Below are 14,100 nucleotides of genomic sequence, written 5' to 3' on the forward strand. Positions count from 1 at the left end.
CATGGTGCTCACAGTTGCGCAAAACGCATGGAAAAATCAATCGCCTTGATATCTTTGGTCAAAGCCCCGATCGAGATGCGGTCCACCCCGGTGGCGGCAATGCCGGCCACGGTGTCCAGGCTCACACCGCCCGAAACTTCCAGAATCGCCCGCCCGGCCGTGATCTGCACCGCCTCACGCAACTGGGCCAGGTCCATGTTGTCCAGCAGAATCATGCGGGCGCCGGCCTCCAGGGCTTCCCGCAACTGAGCCAGGGTCTCCACCTCGATCTCGACAAAGGTCGCGCGGCCCGCCACCTCGGCGGTGCGCTGCAACACGGCATGGATGCCGCCGGCCGCTGCAATGTGATTTTCCTTGATCAGCACGGCGTCGTACAGGCCGATGCGGTGATTAACCCCACCGCCGCAACGCACGGCGTATTTCTGCGCCAGCCGCAGGCCCGGCAGGGTTTTGCGGGTGTCCACAATGCTGGCGCGGTTACCCGGCACAGCGTGCGCGGCCTGGACGTACACCGCGGTTTGTGTCGCCACCGCGCTCAGCAATTGTAAAAAATTGAGCAGGGTCCGCTCGGCACTCAGCAGTGCGCGGGACAAACCTTTGATCTCCAGGATGACCTGGTTGGCCTCGCAGCGCTGGCCATCGCGCACATGCCAGACCAGTTCGGCCTGCGGGTCCAGCCGCTGCAGCGTCGCCTCCACCCAGGGCAGGCCGCAAATCACCGCGGCTTCGCGCGCCAGCACACGGGCGTGGCTGCGCCGCGCGGGATCAATCAGACCGGCGGTCAGGTCGCCGGCCCCGATGTCTTCGGTCAGCGCACGCTCAACATCGGCCAGTGCAAGGACAGCCACACTGGCGGTGGAAAAATCAAACAAGGCATTCATGGGTTCATGGTGGGAAGGAAATCTTGGCGGCAAGCATAGCGGCTTCGCAGCCCCTATTCTGGTTGGCACCTTATCCGCACGTCACAAAAGGGGTTTAAGCAGCGACAACGCCTGTACTAGAATGCAATGGCTCCGGGGTGCTGCCCGACCATTGTGGTCGAGCCGCTGAGATGGCCAGGCCAAACCCGTGAACTTGAATCGGTTCGTACCGACGTAAGAAGAGCTGACAGCAAGCGGACCTCCGCTTGCCCGTCAACGATCAAAACCACCCGGCTGGTTTTGGCCACACCTTCGGAGCATTTTGTGTTTCAACACACCACAAGGATGCCCCGATGAACACGCCTGATCAATTCGCCCAGTTGCTGTCCCTGACACGTGAGCCTTTTCCCGCGTCACGCAAGATTTACGTGCCCGGCCAGCGCCACCCCGACCTGCGGGTGCCCATGCGCGAAGTCAGCCTGAGCAACGGCGAATCCGCCACGCTTTACGACACCTCCGGGCCCTACACCGATCCAGCCGCCGACATCGACGTGCGCCGCGGGCTCCAGGCCTTGCGCGCACCCTGGATTGCCGCACGCGGCGACACGGAAATTTACACCGGCCGCACAGCCCAGGCCGTTGACGATGGCACGCGTCGGGAAGACCGCACCGATCCCGCGGATCCGGAAGCTCAGCGCATCGCCGCCCTGCGTGCCCAGGCGGCCGGTTTGCAACGCACACCACGCCGTGCCAAGGCCGGCGCCAACGTCAGCCAGATGCATTACGCGCGCCGCGGCATCATCACCCCCGAGATGGAATACATCGCGCTGCGTGAAAACACCCAACGCGAGTGGATGGCCGAGTACCTGGATGACGCCGAACGGGCTAGCCGCGTACGCGGCAATCCCATGGGCGCGCAGCTGCCCGCGTTTGTGACGCCCGAGTTTGTGCGTGATGAAGTCGCGCGCGGCCGCGCCATCATCCCGGCCAATATCAACCACCCCGAAGTCGAGCCCATGATCATTGGCCGCAACTTCCTGGTGAAGATCAATGCCAACATCGGTAACTCGGCGGTGACCTCCAGCATAGAAGAGGAAGTGGAAAAGCTGGTCTGGGCGATTCGCTGGGGCGCTGACAACGTGATGGATTTGTCGACCGGCAAAAACATTCACACCACACGCGACTGGATCATCCGTAACTCGCCGGTGCCCATAGGCACGGTGCCGATTTACCAGGCGCTGGAAAAGGTCGGTGGCATCGCCGAAGACCTCACGTGGGAGATTTACCGCGACACCTTGATCGAACAGGCCGAACAAGGTGTGGACTATTTCACCATCCACGCCGGCGTACGTTTGCCCTTTATCCCCATGACGGCCAAACGCCGCACCGGCATTGTTTCGCGTGGCGGCTCCATCCTGGCCAAGTGGTGTATTTCCCACCACAAGGAAAACTTTCTGTACACGCACTTCGAAGAGATTTGCGAGATCATGAAAGCCTACGACGTGAGCTTTTCGCTGGGTGACGGTCTGCGCCCCGGTTCGGGCGCTGACGCCAACGACGAAGCCCAGTTTGCCGAGTTGCGCACCCTGGGCGAGTTGACCCAAATCGCCTGGAAACACGACGTGCAGACCATGATCGAAGGCCCAGGCCATGTGCCCATGCACATGATCCAGGCCAACATGGATGAGCAGCTCAAACATTGCCACGAAGCGCCTTTTTACACGCTGGGCCCGCTGACCATCGACATTGCGCCGGGCTATGACCACATCTCCAGCGCGATTGGCGCGGCGATGATAGGCTGGTTCGGCACCGCCATGTTGTGTTACGTCACACCCAAGGAACACCTGGGCCTGCCGGACCGCAACGATGTCAAGCAAGGCATCATTGCCTACAAGATCGCGGCGCACGCGGCCGACGTGGCCAAGGGGCACCCGGCCTCGCGGGCGCGTGACGAAGCCTTGTCCAAGGCGCGTTTCGAGTTTCGCTGGCACGACCAGTTCAACCTGTCGCTGGACCCGGACACCGCGCGCGAGTTTCACGATGAAACCTTGCCCAAGGAAGTCAGCAAGGTCGCGCATTTTTGCTCCATGTGCGGGCCCAAATTCTGCTCGATGAAAATCAGCCAGGAAGTGCGCGAATTTGCGGCGCAGCAGGGCATTGAAGAGGCCGCGGCACTGGCGCAGGGAATGCAGGCAAAATCGGCCGAGTTCCGCGAAGGCGGCAGCGAAATGTACATCCCCATCCAGAAACTTTGAACCCGCGATGAAAAGGGCAAACATCACCATGCACATCGGCATCGCAGGCGCAGGCCTGCTCGGACGGCTGCTGGCTTTCGAGCTGGCCAGGGTCGGCCATTCGGTCGAGGTTTTCGACCCCGCGTCCGGACCGCAGGCGCCCCCGGCTGGCCCGGGTGCGGCACCGCGCGCCGCCGGCTGGACCGCCGCCGGCATGCTCAGCCCCACGGCCGAGCTCGAGTCGGCCGACGCCCATGTGTTTGCACTGGGCTTGCGCTCGCTGGCCTTGTGGCCGGGTATCGTGGCGGCCCTGGGCCAGCCGGTCGAGTTGCATCAGCGTGGCAGCCTGCTGGTCGCCCACCGCGGCGATGAAGGCGCGGCCCGCCGCGTGGTGGACTTGCTGCAGCACAAGGCGCCGGCTGGTCATACGCCGCAGGCGCTGGACGCCGCGGCGCTGCGCGAACTCGAACCCGCGTTACACGGCGCGGCCCACGCCTGGTTGTTGCCGCACGAAGGACAAATCCACACCGTGCAGGCGATGGCCGCCCTGGCCCACGCGGCCACAACCGCAGGCGCACGCTGGCATTGGGGCGTGACGGTGAACCGGCTGCAGGCCGGCGAAATCCACACGCCGCAAGGCCTACATCGCTTCGACTGTGTCTTTGACGTACGTGGCACCGGAGCGCGACCTGAACCAAGCCACAGCGAACAGGACCCCGGTTTCACGCATGAGGTGCGGGGTGTGCGCGGCGAAATCATCTGGCTGCATGCGCCCGAGGTGGTGCTGCAGCGGCCGGTGCGCCTGTTACACCCGCGGCACCGGGTTTACCTGGTGCCACGCGAGGGCGGGCACATCGTGGTCGGCGCCAGCGAAATCGAAAGCGAAGACCGCTCGCCGATCTCGCTGCGCAGCATGGTGGAATTGCTGGCGGCCGCGCACAGCATTGTTCCCGAGCTGGCCGAGGCAAGGGTTGTTCATACGGAAACCAACCTGCGTCCCGCTCTGCCCGATAATCTGCCGCGCGTCGAACAAAGTCGGGGGCTGGTCCGCATCAACGGCCTGTTCCGGCACGGCTGGCTGATTGCGCCCGCCCTGGTCGAAGAAACGCTCAAAAATCTGGCATGAACCCTATCCACATCACACTCAACGGCGAAGCCCGGCAAGTCCCGGCGGGCAGCACGCTGGCCGACGTACTGGCGGCCAGCGGCCAGCCCGCGCAATCCTTCGCCAGCGCCGTTAACGGCGAATTCGTTGCGCGCGATGCGCGTGCATCCACACCACTGACGGAAGGTGATGCCGTTTTCACGTTCCAGGCCATCACGGGAGGCTAGTAGCAACATGACTTTTCACATCGCAGGTATCGAACTGGGCAGCCGCTTTTTTCTCGGCACCGCCAGCTACCCCTCGCCCTTAGCCTTGCAGCAGGCGATTGCGGCCTCGGGCGCCGAGGTGGTCACCGTGGGACTCAAGCGCCAATTGGCAGCGGGCGGCGGCACCCAGAACGACTTTTACAAACTGATCCGCGACAGCGGCGCCCGCCTGCTGCCCAACACCGCCGGCTGCCGCAGCGCACGGGAAGCCATCACCCTCTCGCAGATGGCGCGCGAATTGTTCGGCACCCACTGGATCAAGCTCGAGGTGGTCGGCGACGAACACACCTTGCAGCCCGACCCTTTTGAGCTGGTCACCGCCGCGGCCGAGCTGGTGCGCGACGGCTTCGAAGTGTTTCCTTATTGCACCGACGACCTGGTCAGTTGCCAGCGCCTGCTGGACGTCGGCTGCCGCATCCTCATGCCCTGGGGCGCGCCCATAGGTTCCGGCCAGGGGCTGGTCAACCCGTATGCCTTGCGCACCCTGCGTGCGCGCCTGCCCGACGTGCCGCTGATTGTGGACGCCGGCATAGGCTCCCCGGCCGACGCGGTGCAGGCCATGGAACTCGGTTATGACGCGGTGCTGCTCAACTCGGCCGTCGCCCATGCGCGCGACCCGGTGCAGATGGCACGGGCGTTCAAACTCGGCATCGAATCCGGGCGACTAGCTTACGAGGCCGGCATCATGGCGCAGCAGGACATGGCAGTTGCCTCCACACCGGTGACGGGCCGGCCCTTCATCCTGTGAGCGCCGTCCACACACCCCAGGTCTGGACCTTGGCCGGCAAGGCCAAGGAACTGAAACAATTATTGCTGCAGTCCGGCCATGAACAGCCGCAGCGGCCCGCCCTGCTTTGCCTGAGTCGCAGCGAAGCGGCCACGCTGTTGGGCCTGCCGGCACTGGACAAGCCCGAAGCCGTTGTACAAGCCGCAGCCAGCTTGCGTACCGCAGCGTGCGAGGCCGTCGTGATCACAGGCCACGAGACCGACTATGCCGACACGCCGCAGGCCAGCGGCTGGCTGAGCCGGTCCGCCACGTCTGCCGAAGTACTCGCCCATCCTGACGCGGGTAACGTGTTCGCCGACACCGCAGCACAAGCGCTGGCGCGCGGTTTTGTTGCCATGGAAGCCATCATCCTGGCCTGCATGGCCAGAAGTGATGCCTTGAGCCAAGGCGCGGCTTTGCCCCGCCCCGACTTTGCCCAACACAGCCGCAACCTGCCGGACTTCAGCCTGCCGGTGCCCACCACGGTCCGCGGCTTTGCAGCGCTCAGCGACGCGGACCTGGGCCTGTACGCCGTGGTCGACAGCGCCGACTGGATAAAACGTGTGGTCGCCGCCGGCGTGCGCACCGTGCAATTGCGCATCAAGGACGCCGAGGCCCCGGAACACCGCGACTTTGTGCGCACGCAGATTCGCCAGAGCATTCGCGCCGCCACAGCCGCCGGCGCGCAGTTGTTCATCAACGACCATTGGCAACTCGCCATCGAAGAGGGCGCTTACGGCGTCCACCTGGGACAGGAAGACCTGCACATCGCCGATCTGGCCGCCATCCATGCCGCCGGGCTGCGGCTGGGCATCAGCACCCACGCCTATTGGGAAGTCTGCCGCGCCTGGGCGCTGCGGCCCAGTTATATCGCCTGCGGCCCGATCCATCCGACCTTTGCCAAGGACATGCCCTGGATTCCCCAAGGCAACGGCAACCTGGCTTACTGGCGGACACTGCTGCCAACACCCGTGGTCGGCATCGCCGGCATGGACGTGGCACGCACCGAAGAAGCCGCGCAATGCGGCGTGGCCGGTGTGGCGGTGATCAGCGCCATCACGGCAGCAGCCTCGCCCGAAACAGCGATCGCACAATTGCAGCAAGCCATCCAGCGCGGCAGAAAGCTGCCGCCAAGCCTGGCGCCACTGCTGCCAAAATCGACCCTTTCTCTGACCTCTTGACTCTTCAGGACACCATGCAACGCACCCTTCTCGCCGGAAAAATCCATCGCGCCACCGTGACCCAATGTGAACTGCACTACGAAGGCTCCTGCGCCATCGACGACGACCTGCTGGAAGCGTCCGGCATTGCCGAGTTCGAACAAATCCACATCTGGAATATCAACAACGGTGCACGTTTTGTCACTTATGCGATCCGTGCCCAGCGTGGCAGCGGCACCATTTCGATCAACGGCTCGGCGGCCCGTCAGGCCTCGGTTGGTGACCTCGTCATCATTGCGGCCTTTGGCCAGTTGCCGGCCGAGCAGGTGGCGGGTTTTCAGCCCAAACTGGTGTTTGTGGATGAAGCCAACCGCATCAAGGAAGAACGCTCCACGATTGCAGTCCAAGGCCTGTGAGCCGGCTGCGCCATTCCGGCAGACCACAGATGTCGCATCTGTCCCACCTCAAGAATGAAAGCCATGTCCAGCGTTTTTGAACAACCCGTCACCCTGCACCGCCCACGTCAGGCCGCGCCCGCCAACCCTCAAGCTGCCACCGGCTGGAGTGTGGACGCCATCGAGGCCTTGCTCAACCTGCCGTTCCCCGACCTGATGCACCAGGCGCAAACCGTGCACCGCGACAACTTCGACCCCACCCGCGTTGAATTTGCCACCCTGCTGTCGGTCAAGACCGGCGGCTGCTCGGAAGACTGCGGCTACTGTCCGCAGGCCGCCCGCTACGACACCGGTGTCGAGGCCAGCAAGCTGATGGAGCCCGCTGAAGTGCTGGCCGCCGCCAAGCTGGCGCAATCGGCCGGCGCCACACGTTTTTGCATGGGTGCGGCCTGGCGCTCGCCCAAAGACCGTGACATTGAAAAAGTCGCCGAGCTGGTGCGCACCGTGAAGGCGCTGGGCCTGGAAACCTGCGCGACCCTGGGCATGCTGGAAGACGGCCATGCGCAGACGCTGCAAGAAGCCGGCCTGGACTACTACAACCACAACCTGGACAGTGCACCGGATTTTTACGGCGACATCATCACCACGCGTGACTACCAGGACCGGCTCGACACCCTGGCGCGCGTGCGCAAGGTCGGCGTCAAGGTCTGTTGCGGCGGCATCGTCGGCCTGGGTGAAACGCGGCGCCAGCGCGCTGGCCTGATTGCCGAGCTGGCCAACCTCACGCCCTACCCCGAGTCCGTGCCCATCAACAACCTGGTGAAGGTCGAAGGCACGCCGCTGGCCAACCAGGCCGACCTGGATCCGTTTGAATTTGTACGCACGATTGCGGTCGCGCGCATCACCATGCCCAAGGCGCGTGTGCGCCTGTCGGCTGGTCGGCAGCAAATGGGAGATGCGGTGCAAGCCCTGTGTTTCCTGGCTGGCGCCAACTCGATTTTTTACGGTGACAAACTGCTGGTCACCGGCAACCCCGACACCGATGCCGATGTGGCGCTGCTTGCGCGACTGGGCATGACACGCTCAGCACCGGAGGCTCAAGCATGAACCCGAAACCCGCCCAGCCGCCAGCCGCCAGTCCTTACGGCACCCTGCCCGCCGCGCCGCCAGCAGCTGCGCGCAAACCCATCAGCCTGCCGCGCCTGCGCGAGATGCATGCGCAAGGCGAAAAAATCACCATGCTCACCGCCTACGACGCCACCTTTGCGGCGGTGGCCGATGCGGCCGGCGTGGAATGTCTCCTGGTCGGTGACTCGTTGGGCATGGTCTGCCAGGGCCTGACCAGCACCGTGGGGGTGACGCTGGAGACCATGCGGCATCACACCGAATGTGTGGCCCGTGGCCTGCGCCGCGCCCAGGCCACGGCCTGGCTGATCGGCGACCTGCCTTTTGGCAGCTACCACGAGTCCAAGGAACAAGCCTTGCGCAGCGCCGTGGTGCTGATGCAGGCCGGCGCCCACATGGTCAAGCTCGAAGGTGGCGGCTGGACGACGGACACCGTGCATTTTCTGGTGGAACGCGGCATTCCGGTCTGCGCCCACCTGGGCCTGACGCCGCAAACCGTACACGCCCTGGGCGGTTACCGCGTGCAGGGCAAGGGCGACGAAGCCGCCGCCACCCTCAAACGCCAGGCCCACGAACTGCAGGACGCCGGCGCGGCCATGCTGGTGCTGGAGATGGTGCCGGCCGCCTTGTCGGCCGCGTTGACCACCGAGCTGAAACACTGCGCCACCATAGGTATAGGCGCCGGCGTGGGAACCGCTGGCCAGGTGCTGGTCTTGCACGACATGCTGGGCATGAACCTGGGCAAGATGCCAAAATTTGTGCACAATTTCATGAACGATGCCGGCAGTGTGCGGGGTGCGATGCAAGCCTATGTGAACGCGGTCAAAGAGGGCCGGTTTCCGGTTGATACGCAACACGCCTGGTGAAATCAGGCCCCCCACGCTCCCCACTGCGTGTGGTTCGCTGCCCCCAAGGGGGCTGAACTTGCTCGGAGCGGCCCGTCGCTGCGTTCCTTGGCCCCTGCGCTTGTCATTTATAGTCGCCCCTTCGGCTTGAATCCATCCCTTCCACATACGCCATGAAAATCGTTCACACCATCGCCGACCTGCGCGCCCAACTGGCCCCTTTTCAGCGCCCGGCCTTTGTGGCCACCATGGGCAATCTGCACGATGGCCACATCGCGCTGGTCAAGCAGGCCAAACCGCTGGGCGACGTGACCGTGGCCAGCATTTTTGTGAACCGCCTGCAGTTTGCACCGCACGAAGATTTCGACACCTACCCGCGCACCTGGGACGCCGACTGCGACAAGCTGGAGGCCGCCGGCTGCGATGTGTTGTTTGCCCCCAGGGAAGCCGACCTCTACCCCGAGCCGCAAACCTACAAGGTGCATCCACCGGCCGAGCTGGCCGACATCCTGGAAGGGCATTTCCGCCCCGGCTTTTTTGTCGGTGTCAGCACCGTGGTGATGAAGCTGTTTTCCTGCGTCTACGCCGGCAAGGCTGGCGGCGTCGCGGTGTTCGGGAAAAAAGACTACCAGCAGGTGATGATCATCCGGCGCATGGTGCAGCAGTTTGCCTTGCCCATCGAGATTATTGCCGGCGAAACCCTGAGGGCGGCCGACGGTCTGGCGCTGTCCTCGCGCAACGGTTACCTCACGCCTGAAGAACGTACCGAAGCCGTGCAGTTGTCCAGAGCCCTCAAGGGCCTGGGCGACGCGGTCCGGTCCACCGGTGTGGCCAACGCGGCCGACCTGGAAGCTTTGGCCATGCAGGCCCTGACGGCACGCGGCTGGCAGCCCGACTACCTGAGCGTGCGCCGCCGCGCCGACCTGCTGGCACCAAGCAGCGCCAGCGCCTCGGAAGCACTGGTGGTGTTAGGCGCCGCCAGGCTGGGCACCACACGCCTGATCGACAACCTGGAAATCTGAATCTACGGCGCCAGCGCTTAATCAGCGTCGGCCGGTGGTTCCGCCTGCTGGCCGGTGAGCCACTGGTAACCCTTCCAGGCCAGCAGGGCCGAACCCGCCCCCAGCATCAGGTTGCGCAGCAAGGGCCGGCCCCGCACACTGGAAAAGGCCAGCGACAGCACCGGACTGAACAACTGGGCACGTTTGAACAGGCCCATGGCCAGCGGCAAACCCTTGCTCAAGGCCAGGTTGGGCACACCACTTTTCAGAAAGCTCAGCGACTGCCGCGCCGTGCCAAAAGCGCCGCTCATTTCGGCACGCTCCGTCGCCGCGCGCATCAGCAGCAACTGCTTGCGCAAGGCGCGCTGGATGCTTGCGTCACTCATGGTGCCCACCCGTTTCGCGCTGCGCCTCAGGGACCAAGGCAGCTTGCAAGGCCTCGCGGTCTTTCGCCATTTCAGCCAGCGTGGCCTGCAGGAAAGGCGGGCGAGTGTTGAGCACACGCTGGATGCGCCACCAGAACCAGGCCGCCAGGCCGAGGTAACTCACCGCAATGATTGCCAGCGCCGTCACGCGCTGCGTGGCATCCACCGCCAGCACCACCAGCAGCGTGATCATCAGCACACCCACCAGGCCGAATACCAGCAGACCCAGCATGCTCAGCAACAGGCCGGTCAGCCGCTGCAGCTCTTCCTCCAGCTCCACACCGGCCAGGGCCAGACGGGTGTGCGCCATGCCCAGCGCCGTAACGGCCAACTGACGCAAGGACGCAAACAGACGCGCCGGCGGATGCGTGCCGGCGGGATGGCCGGAGTCGGTCCGGTGTGCCGTCATGGGGCGCTTACCCTAAAGCGCGGCAAACCGGTTCGCCGTGTGATCTCCACCATTATTTGCGGTTGACCAGCAGGCCAATCAGGAAGCCGGCGGCCGCAGCAATGCCCACGGCCTGCCAGGGGTGGGCGTGGACATAGTCGTCGGTATACCTGGCCGCCTCTTTGCCCTTGACACGCGCGGCCTCCTGCAGCCCGGACAGTTTTTCCGTGGCCACTTTCAGCTTGCCAGCGGCTTTTTCACGCAGGGCGGCAGCGGTGTCGCCGGTGGCGGCAGCCGCCGACTTCAGCAAGTCATCCACGTCGGAGAGAACCACTTTCATATCGGTGATCAATTTGTCTTTGCCAGTGTTTTCCATGGAGTGTTCCCAGGTGGTTTGAGTAAGGGTCAGGCGCAGTCCCAACCGTCGGCCTGACGAGATGACTCAGGTTAACCAGAATTGGCCGCGGGGTCAAAACATTCTGCGCCGTACAAGGCCCAAGCGGCGCTCCGCTCGCAACCCGATTCGGCACAATCAAGCCACCTCAACCCACCACCCAGCCCGCCATGGACCCTAACCTCTTGACACCACTGTTCACCCTGCTCGGCACGCTGGTCGGCGCACTGGTCACGTTTGCCGTGAACCGGCAGCAGTTCAAGCACCAGATCCAGGCTTTGCAGCAGCAATACAAAACGGAATTCATGGCCGAAGAAACCGCTCGCCATTTCCTGAGCCACAAAAGTTTCACCGACCGTTCGTTTGATGTTTTGAAAAAACACCTGGGTGGTTTTGAGGACGATGAGCTGCGCAAGATCCTGGTTCGGGCCGGCGCCGTGCGCACCTACCGGAGTGACGACAGTGAGTGGTGGTATTTGCTGTCGCGCACCGAGGAGCGGATTGAAAAACTGCAGCAGCGCGGCTGAGTTGAAAGCCCATAGTTGCTCTCTTTTTAATAGCTTCTTGCACCCACATCTACTGGGCCAGAGACCAATTTGATACTCAAACCAGGTGACAAAGGCAAAAAAAACCGCTTGGCCGCGGCTTTCCTGCATCAACTCAGCTCAGCCGTCGGGTCACGCCCCATCAGCGCCGCCACCGCCGCGGCCGGCTCCATCTGGCCGTCCAGCAAGGCGACCACGCCGCGGGAGATCGGCATGTCCACACCCAGGCCGGCGGCGCGTTGCACCACCGTGCGGGCGCAATACACGCCTTCGGCCACATGGCCCAGCGATTGCACCGCCTGCTGCAGGGACTGGCCTTGCGCCAGCAGCAAACCCACCTTGCGGTTGCGGCTCAGGTCACCGGTGGCGGTCAACACCAGATCACCCAGGCCCGACAGGCCGGTGAAGGTGTCAAAACGGGCGCCCAAGGCCAGCCCCAAACGGGTGATTTCGGCCAGGCCGCGCGTGATCAAGGCAGCCCGGGCGTTGAGCCCCAGGTTCAGGCCGTCGCACAGGCCGGTGGCAATCGCCAAGACGTTTTTAACCGCACCGCCGACCTCCACACCAATGATGTCGTCGTTGGCATAAATACGCAGTGTCGGGCCGTGAAATGCGGCCACCAGCGCGTCGCGCACCTCGGCATGTTCGCTGGCAGCCACCAGCGCGGTCGGCTGGCCGCGCGCCACCTCTTGCGCAAAACTCGGGCCGCTGAGCGCGCCCGCTCTTAAATTGATAGCTACTTGCGCCCGTATTTCATGGGCTAGGAGCCCAAAAGGCTTGGAAGATGAGGCCACATCGGCGACCGGGGCTTCAAACCCCTTGCAAAGCCAGGCCACCGGCACACGCACCTGCTGCAGGCGCAGCAACATGCCGCGCAAGGCGGCAATCGGCGTGGCGATCACGATCAGATCCTGACCGTGCAGCGCAGCGTCCAGCGAAGCCTCGGAGCCACCGGCCAAGACCAGGGTGTCGGGCAGAGCGATGCCCGGCAAATAACGTGTATTGACCCGCTGCGACTGCAGCGCCGCCAGTTGCGCGGCATCCCGCGCCCACAAGGTGACCTTGTGGCGCGGCGCCGATGCGCCGGCAGAAGCGGCAGCACTGATGGCCAGCGCCGTGCCCCAGGCCCCGGCGCCTATGACGGCAATTTTCATGGCGATGCGGGGACGGGTTCAGCCGCCCTTAAACGATGATTTGCGGGGCTTCCTGTGCGGCCGATGCGGCAGCGGCTTGCTGCTGATCAAACATGGCCTGGAAGTTGATTTCGGCCAGGTTGACCGGGGGGAAACCACCACGCTGGATCACGTCGGCCACATTGCCGCGCAAATACGGATAGACGATTTGCGGGCAGGCAATGCCCAGGATCGCGTTCAGTTGTTCGGCGGGCATGTTGCGGACTTCAAAAATGCCGGCTTGTTTGGCTTCGACCATGAACACGGTCTTGTCGCCGATCTTGGTGTGCACGGTGGCGGTCACGCTGACTTCGTACAGGCCGTCGGTGATCGGTTGGGCGTCCACGCCGAGCTGAATGTCGACCGCGGGCTGCTCCTGGTTGAGCAGGATTTCAGGCGAATTGGGCTGCTCGAGCGAAACGTCTTTCAGGTAGACGCGCTGGATCTGGAACACGGGATCGAGGTTGGCTTCGGCCATGGTGAATCTTTCGAATTGCTTTAAAAATAAAACCCGCTGTTGGGACAGCAGGCTGGGCGCATTATCTCAGCAGTCCCCGACGCGCTGGCGCCAGAACGGCCCGGAAAAATCAGGCGCTCAACAGGGGCAACAAGCCGCCCCGGCCGTCCAGCGCCACCAGGTCGTCACAGCCGCCCACGTGGGTGTCGCCAATAAAAATCTGCGGCACCGTCCGGCGTCCGGTGATTTCCATCATTTTCAGACGTTCGTCCGGCTGCATGTCGACACGGATTTCTTCAATGGCGGTCACACCGCGCTGCTTGAGCAGTTGTTTGGCGTGCACGCAGTAGGGGCAGCTGGCAGTCAGGTACATCTTGACGGTTTGCATCAATCAATCTCTCCGGGTCGGGTCAACAGGCACTAAGGGGTTCAGGCCTTCTCAAGCGGAAGGTTAGCGGCTTTCCAGGATTTCAGCCCGCCGCCCAGGCATTGGGCCTGCTCGTAGCCAAGTTTCTTGGCCACCGCCAGCGCCCGGTTGGCCCGCGCACCCGTGGGGCACACCAGGATCAGTGGCAAGCCCTTGTTTTTCACGGCGCCTGGCAGTTTTTCTTCGAGCTGGCCCAGCGGAATGTTTTTCGCACCCGTCACATGGCCAGCGGCGAATTCCTCGGCTTCGCTGACGTCGATGACCACGGCTTTGTCGCGGTTGATCAGTTGCACAGCCCCGCTGGCACTGAGTGAGCCGGCCGCCATGCCGCTGGAAATCAGGGGCCACAGCAGCATGCCGCCGGATGCCAGCGCAATGCCGATCAGCATCCAGTTGTCGATGAGAAATTTCACGTTAAGTCCTTCAGGGTTTTGCAGTTAAGCACTGATTTTAGAATGCAGGGGGTGAACAAGGCCGGGCCCAGGCCCTTGAAAACCTTGTTTCCCCCTATTTTTCCTTTGGCCCTGCTTTTTTT

The 14,100-nt window shown here is 63.6% G+C and carries 18 protein-coding genes and 1 riboswitch; of the genes, 10 read left to right on the forward strand and 8 right to left on the reverse strand.

What is annotated here, in order from left to right:
• Positions 1–8: 8 nt before the first annotated feature.
• On the reverse strand, positions 9–881 hold the full coding sequence (gene nadC / locus ACHMXK_RS18710; RefSeq protein ID WP_397442025.1) for a carboxylating nicotinate-nucleotide diphosphorylase: 873 nt from the start codon (positions 879–881) through the stop codon (positions 9–11).
• A gap of 123 nt (positions 882–1,004) precedes the next feature.
• Positions 1,005–1,118: riboswitch (TPP riboswitch) on the forward strand.
• Positions 1,119–1,213: 95 nt separating this feature from the next.
• Here nadC and thiC point away from each other — a divergent pair.
• The 9 genes from thiC (at position 1,214) to panC (ending at position 9,778) form a co-directional block, all read left to right on the forward strand.
• On the forward strand, positions 1,214–3,115 hold the full coding sequence (thiC, locus tag ACHMXK_RS18715) for a phosphomethylpyrimidine synthase ThiC (RefSeq protein ID WP_397442026.1): 1,902 nt from the start codon (positions 1,214–1,216) through the stop codon (positions 3,113–3,115).
• Between the two features lie 28 nt (positions 3,116–3,143).
• Complete coding sequence (gene thiO / locus ACHMXK_RS18720; RefSeq protein ID WP_397442562.1) at positions 3,144–4,220, forward strand: glycine oxidase ThiO; 1,077 nt, start codon at positions 3,144–3,146, stop codon at positions 4,218–4,220.
• Positions 4,217–4,426 carry a sulfur carrier protein ThiS gene (thiS, locus tag ACHMXK_RS18725; protein ID WP_397442027.1) on the forward strand — a complete coding sequence of 70 codons (210 nt, stop codon included), beginning with the start codon at positions 4,217–4,219 and terminating at the stop codon, positions 4,424–4,426. Before thiO ends, thiS begins: the two co-directional genes overlap by 4 nt.
• A 7-nt stretch (positions 4,427–4,433) precedes the next feature.
• Positions 4,434–5,213, forward strand: a complete 780-nt coding sequence (locus ACHMXK_RS18730; RefSeq protein WP_397442028.1) for a thiazole synthase — start codon at positions 4,434–4,436, stop codon at positions 5,211–5,213.
• Positions 5,210–6,412 carry a thiamine phosphate synthase gene (locus tag ACHMXK_RS18735; RefSeq protein ID WP_397442029.1) on the forward strand — a complete coding sequence of 401 codons (1,203 nt, stop codon included), beginning with the start codon at positions 5,210–5,212 and terminating at the stop codon, positions 6,410–6,412. Before ACHMXK_RS18730 ends, ACHMXK_RS18735 begins: the two co-directional genes overlap by 4 nt.
• A gap of 14 nt (positions 6,413–6,426) precedes the next feature.
• The gene (panD, locus tag ACHMXK_RS18740) at positions 6,427–6,807 is read left to right on the forward strand and encodes an aspartate 1-decarboxylase (RefSeq protein ID WP_397442030.1); all 381 of its coding nucleotides are present in this window, start codon (positions 6,427–6,429) and stop codon (positions 6,805–6,807) included.
• A gap of 63 nt (positions 6,808–6,870) precedes the next feature.
• A complete protein-coding gene (bioB, locus tag ACHMXK_RS18745) occupies positions 6,871–7,893 on the forward strand; it encodes a biotin synthase BioB (RefSeq protein ID WP_397442031.1) in 1,023 nt (340 codons plus the stop codon).
• Complete coding sequence (panB, locus tag ACHMXK_RS18750) at positions 7,890–8,777, forward strand: 3-methyl-2-oxobutanoate hydroxymethyltransferase (protein WP_397442033.1); 888 nt, start codon at positions 7,890–7,892, stop codon at positions 8,775–8,777. The genes bioB and panB overlap by 4 nt, the downstream gene beginning before the upstream one ends.
• 152 nt (positions 8,778–8,929) lie before the next feature.
• Complete coding sequence (panC, locus tag ACHMXK_RS18755; RefSeq protein ID WP_397442034.1) at positions 8,930–9,778, forward strand: pantoate--beta-alanine ligase; 849 nt, start codon at positions 8,930–8,932, stop codon at positions 9,776–9,778.
• A 17-nt stretch (positions 9,779–9,795) separates the two neighbouring features.
• On the opposite strand, the gene ACHMXK_RS18760 is transcribed toward panC, so the two are convergent.
• The 3 genes from ACHMXK_RS18760 to ACHMXK_RS18770 are packed head-to-tail and all read right to left on the reverse strand — an operon-like array spanning position 9,796 to position 10,946.
• Positions 9,796–10,143, reverse strand: a complete 348-nt coding sequence (locus ACHMXK_RS18760; protein WP_397442035.1) for a hypothetical protein — start codon at positions 10,141–10,143, stop codon at positions 9,796–9,798.
• Positions 10,136–10,591: a phage holin family protein gene (locus ACHMXK_RS18765; RefSeq protein WP_397442036.1), complete on the reverse strand. Its 456-nt coding sequence runs from the start codon at positions 10,589–10,591 to the stop codon at positions 10,136–10,138. Before ACHMXK_RS18765 ends, ACHMXK_RS18760 begins: the two co-directional genes overlap by 8 nt.
• A 52-nt stretch (positions 10,592–10,643) precedes the next feature.
• Entirely contained in the window at positions 10,644–10,946 is a 303-nt protein-coding gene (locus ACHMXK_RS18770) for a YqjD family protein (RefSeq protein WP_397442037.1), read from the reverse strand.
• A gap of 188 nt (positions 10,947–11,134) precedes the next feature.
• On the opposite strand from ACHMXK_RS18770, the gene ACHMXK_RS18775 reads away from it, so the two are divergent.
• Positions 11,135–11,491 (forward strand): hypothetical protein, encoded by a 357-nt coding sequence (locus ACHMXK_RS18775; RefSeq protein WP_397442038.1) that lies wholly within the window; start codon positions 11,135–11,137, stop codon positions 11,489–11,491.
• 128 nt (positions 11,492–11,619) lie between these two features.
• On the opposite strand, the gene ACHMXK_RS18780 is transcribed toward ACHMXK_RS18775, so the two are convergent.
• From ACHMXK_RS18780 to ACHMXK_RS18795, 4 genes are all read right to left on the reverse strand, one after another.
• Complete coding sequence (locus ACHMXK_RS18780) at positions 11,620–12,663, reverse strand: NAD(P)H-dependent glycerol-3-phosphate dehydrogenase (RefSeq protein WP_397442039.1); 1,044 nt, start codon at positions 12,661–12,663, stop codon at positions 11,620–11,622.
• 28 nt (positions 12,664–12,691) lie between these two features.
• Positions 12,692–13,159, reverse strand: a complete 468-nt coding sequence (gene secB, locus ACHMXK_RS18785) for a protein-export chaperone SecB (protein WP_397442040.1) — start codon at positions 13,157–13,159, stop codon at positions 12,692–12,694.
• Between the two features lie 109 nt (positions 13,160–13,268).
• A complete protein-coding gene (grxC, locus tag ACHMXK_RS18790) occupies positions 13,269–13,526 on the reverse strand; it encodes a glutaredoxin 3 (RefSeq protein WP_397442041.1) in 258 nt (85 codons plus the stop codon).
• A 41-nt stretch (positions 13,527–13,567) separates the two neighbouring features.
• Entirely contained in the window at positions 13,568–13,978 is a 411-nt protein-coding gene (locus ACHMXK_RS18795) for a rhodanese-like domain-containing protein (RefSeq protein WP_397442042.1), read from the reverse strand.
• Positions 13,979–14,100: the final 122 nt, after the last annotated feature.

It is taken from the genome of Polaromonas sp. UC242_47, assembly GCF_044452385.1.
Lineage (GTDB): Bacteria > Pseudomonadota > Gammaproteobacteria > Burkholderiales > Burkholderiaceae_C > Polaromonas.

Bases quoted from the DNA above. Each gene is read 5' to 3' on its own strand.
- thiS (WP_397442027.1), top strand. From the start codon at position 4,217: ATGAACCCTATCCACATCACACTCAACGGCGAAGCCCGGCAAGTCCCG.
- ACHMXK_RS18765 (WP_397442036.1), bottom strand. From the start codon at position 10,591: ATGACGGCACACCGGACCGACTCCGGCCATCCCGCCGGCACGCATCCG.
- ACHMXK_RS18770 (WP_397442037.1), bottom strand. From the start codon at position 10,946: ATGGAAAACACTGGCAAAGACAAATTGATCACCGATATGAAAGTGGTT.
- ACHMXK_RS18730 (WP_397442028.1), top strand. From the start codon at position 4,434: ATGACTTTTCACATCGCAGGTATCGAACTGGGCAGCCGCTTTTTTCTC.
- panB (WP_397442033.1), top strand. From the start codon at position 7,890: ATGAACCCGAAACCCGCCCAGCCGCCAGCCGCCAGTCCTTACGGCACC.
- ACHMXK_RS18775 (WP_397442038.1), top strand. From the start codon at position 11,135: ATGGACCCTAACCTCTTGACACCACTGTTCACCCTGCTCGGCACGCTG.
- grxC (WP_397442041.1), bottom strand. From the start codon at position 13,526: ATGCAAACCGTCAAGATGTACCTGACTGCCAGCTGCCCCTACTGCGTG.
- secB (WP_397442040.1), bottom strand. From the start codon at position 13,159: ATGGCCGAAGCCAACCTCGATCCCGTGTTCCAGATCCAGCGCGTCTAC.
- thiO (WP_397442562.1), top strand. From the start codon at position 3,144: ATGCACATCGGCATCGCAGGCGCAGGCCTGCTCGGACGGCTGCTGGCT.
- nadC (WP_397442025.1), bottom strand. From the start codon at position 881: ATGAATGCCTTGTTTGATTTTTCCACCGCCAGTGTGGCTGTCCTTGCA.
- panD (WP_397442030.1), top strand. From the start codon at position 6,427: ATGCAACGCACCCTTCTCGCCGGAAAAATCCATCGCGCCACCGTGACC.
- panC (WP_397442034.1), top strand. From the start codon at position 8,930: ATGAAAATCGTTCACACCATCGCCGACCTGCGCGCCCAACTGGCCCCT.
- bioB (WP_397442031.1), top strand. From the start codon at position 6,871: ATGTCCAGCGTTTTTGAACAACCCGTCACCCTGCACCGCCCACGTCAG.
- thiC (WP_397442026.1), top strand. From the start codon at position 1,214: ATGAACACGCCTGATCAATTCGCCCAGTTGCTGTCCCTGACACGTGAG.
- ACHMXK_RS18780 (WP_397442039.1), bottom strand. From the start codon at position 12,663: ATGAAAATTGCCGTCATAGGCGCCGGGGCCTGGGGCACGGCGCTGGCC.
- ACHMXK_RS18760 (WP_397442035.1), bottom strand. From the start codon at position 10,143: ATGAGTGACGCAAGCATCCAGCGCGCCTTGCGCAAGCAGTTGCTGCTG.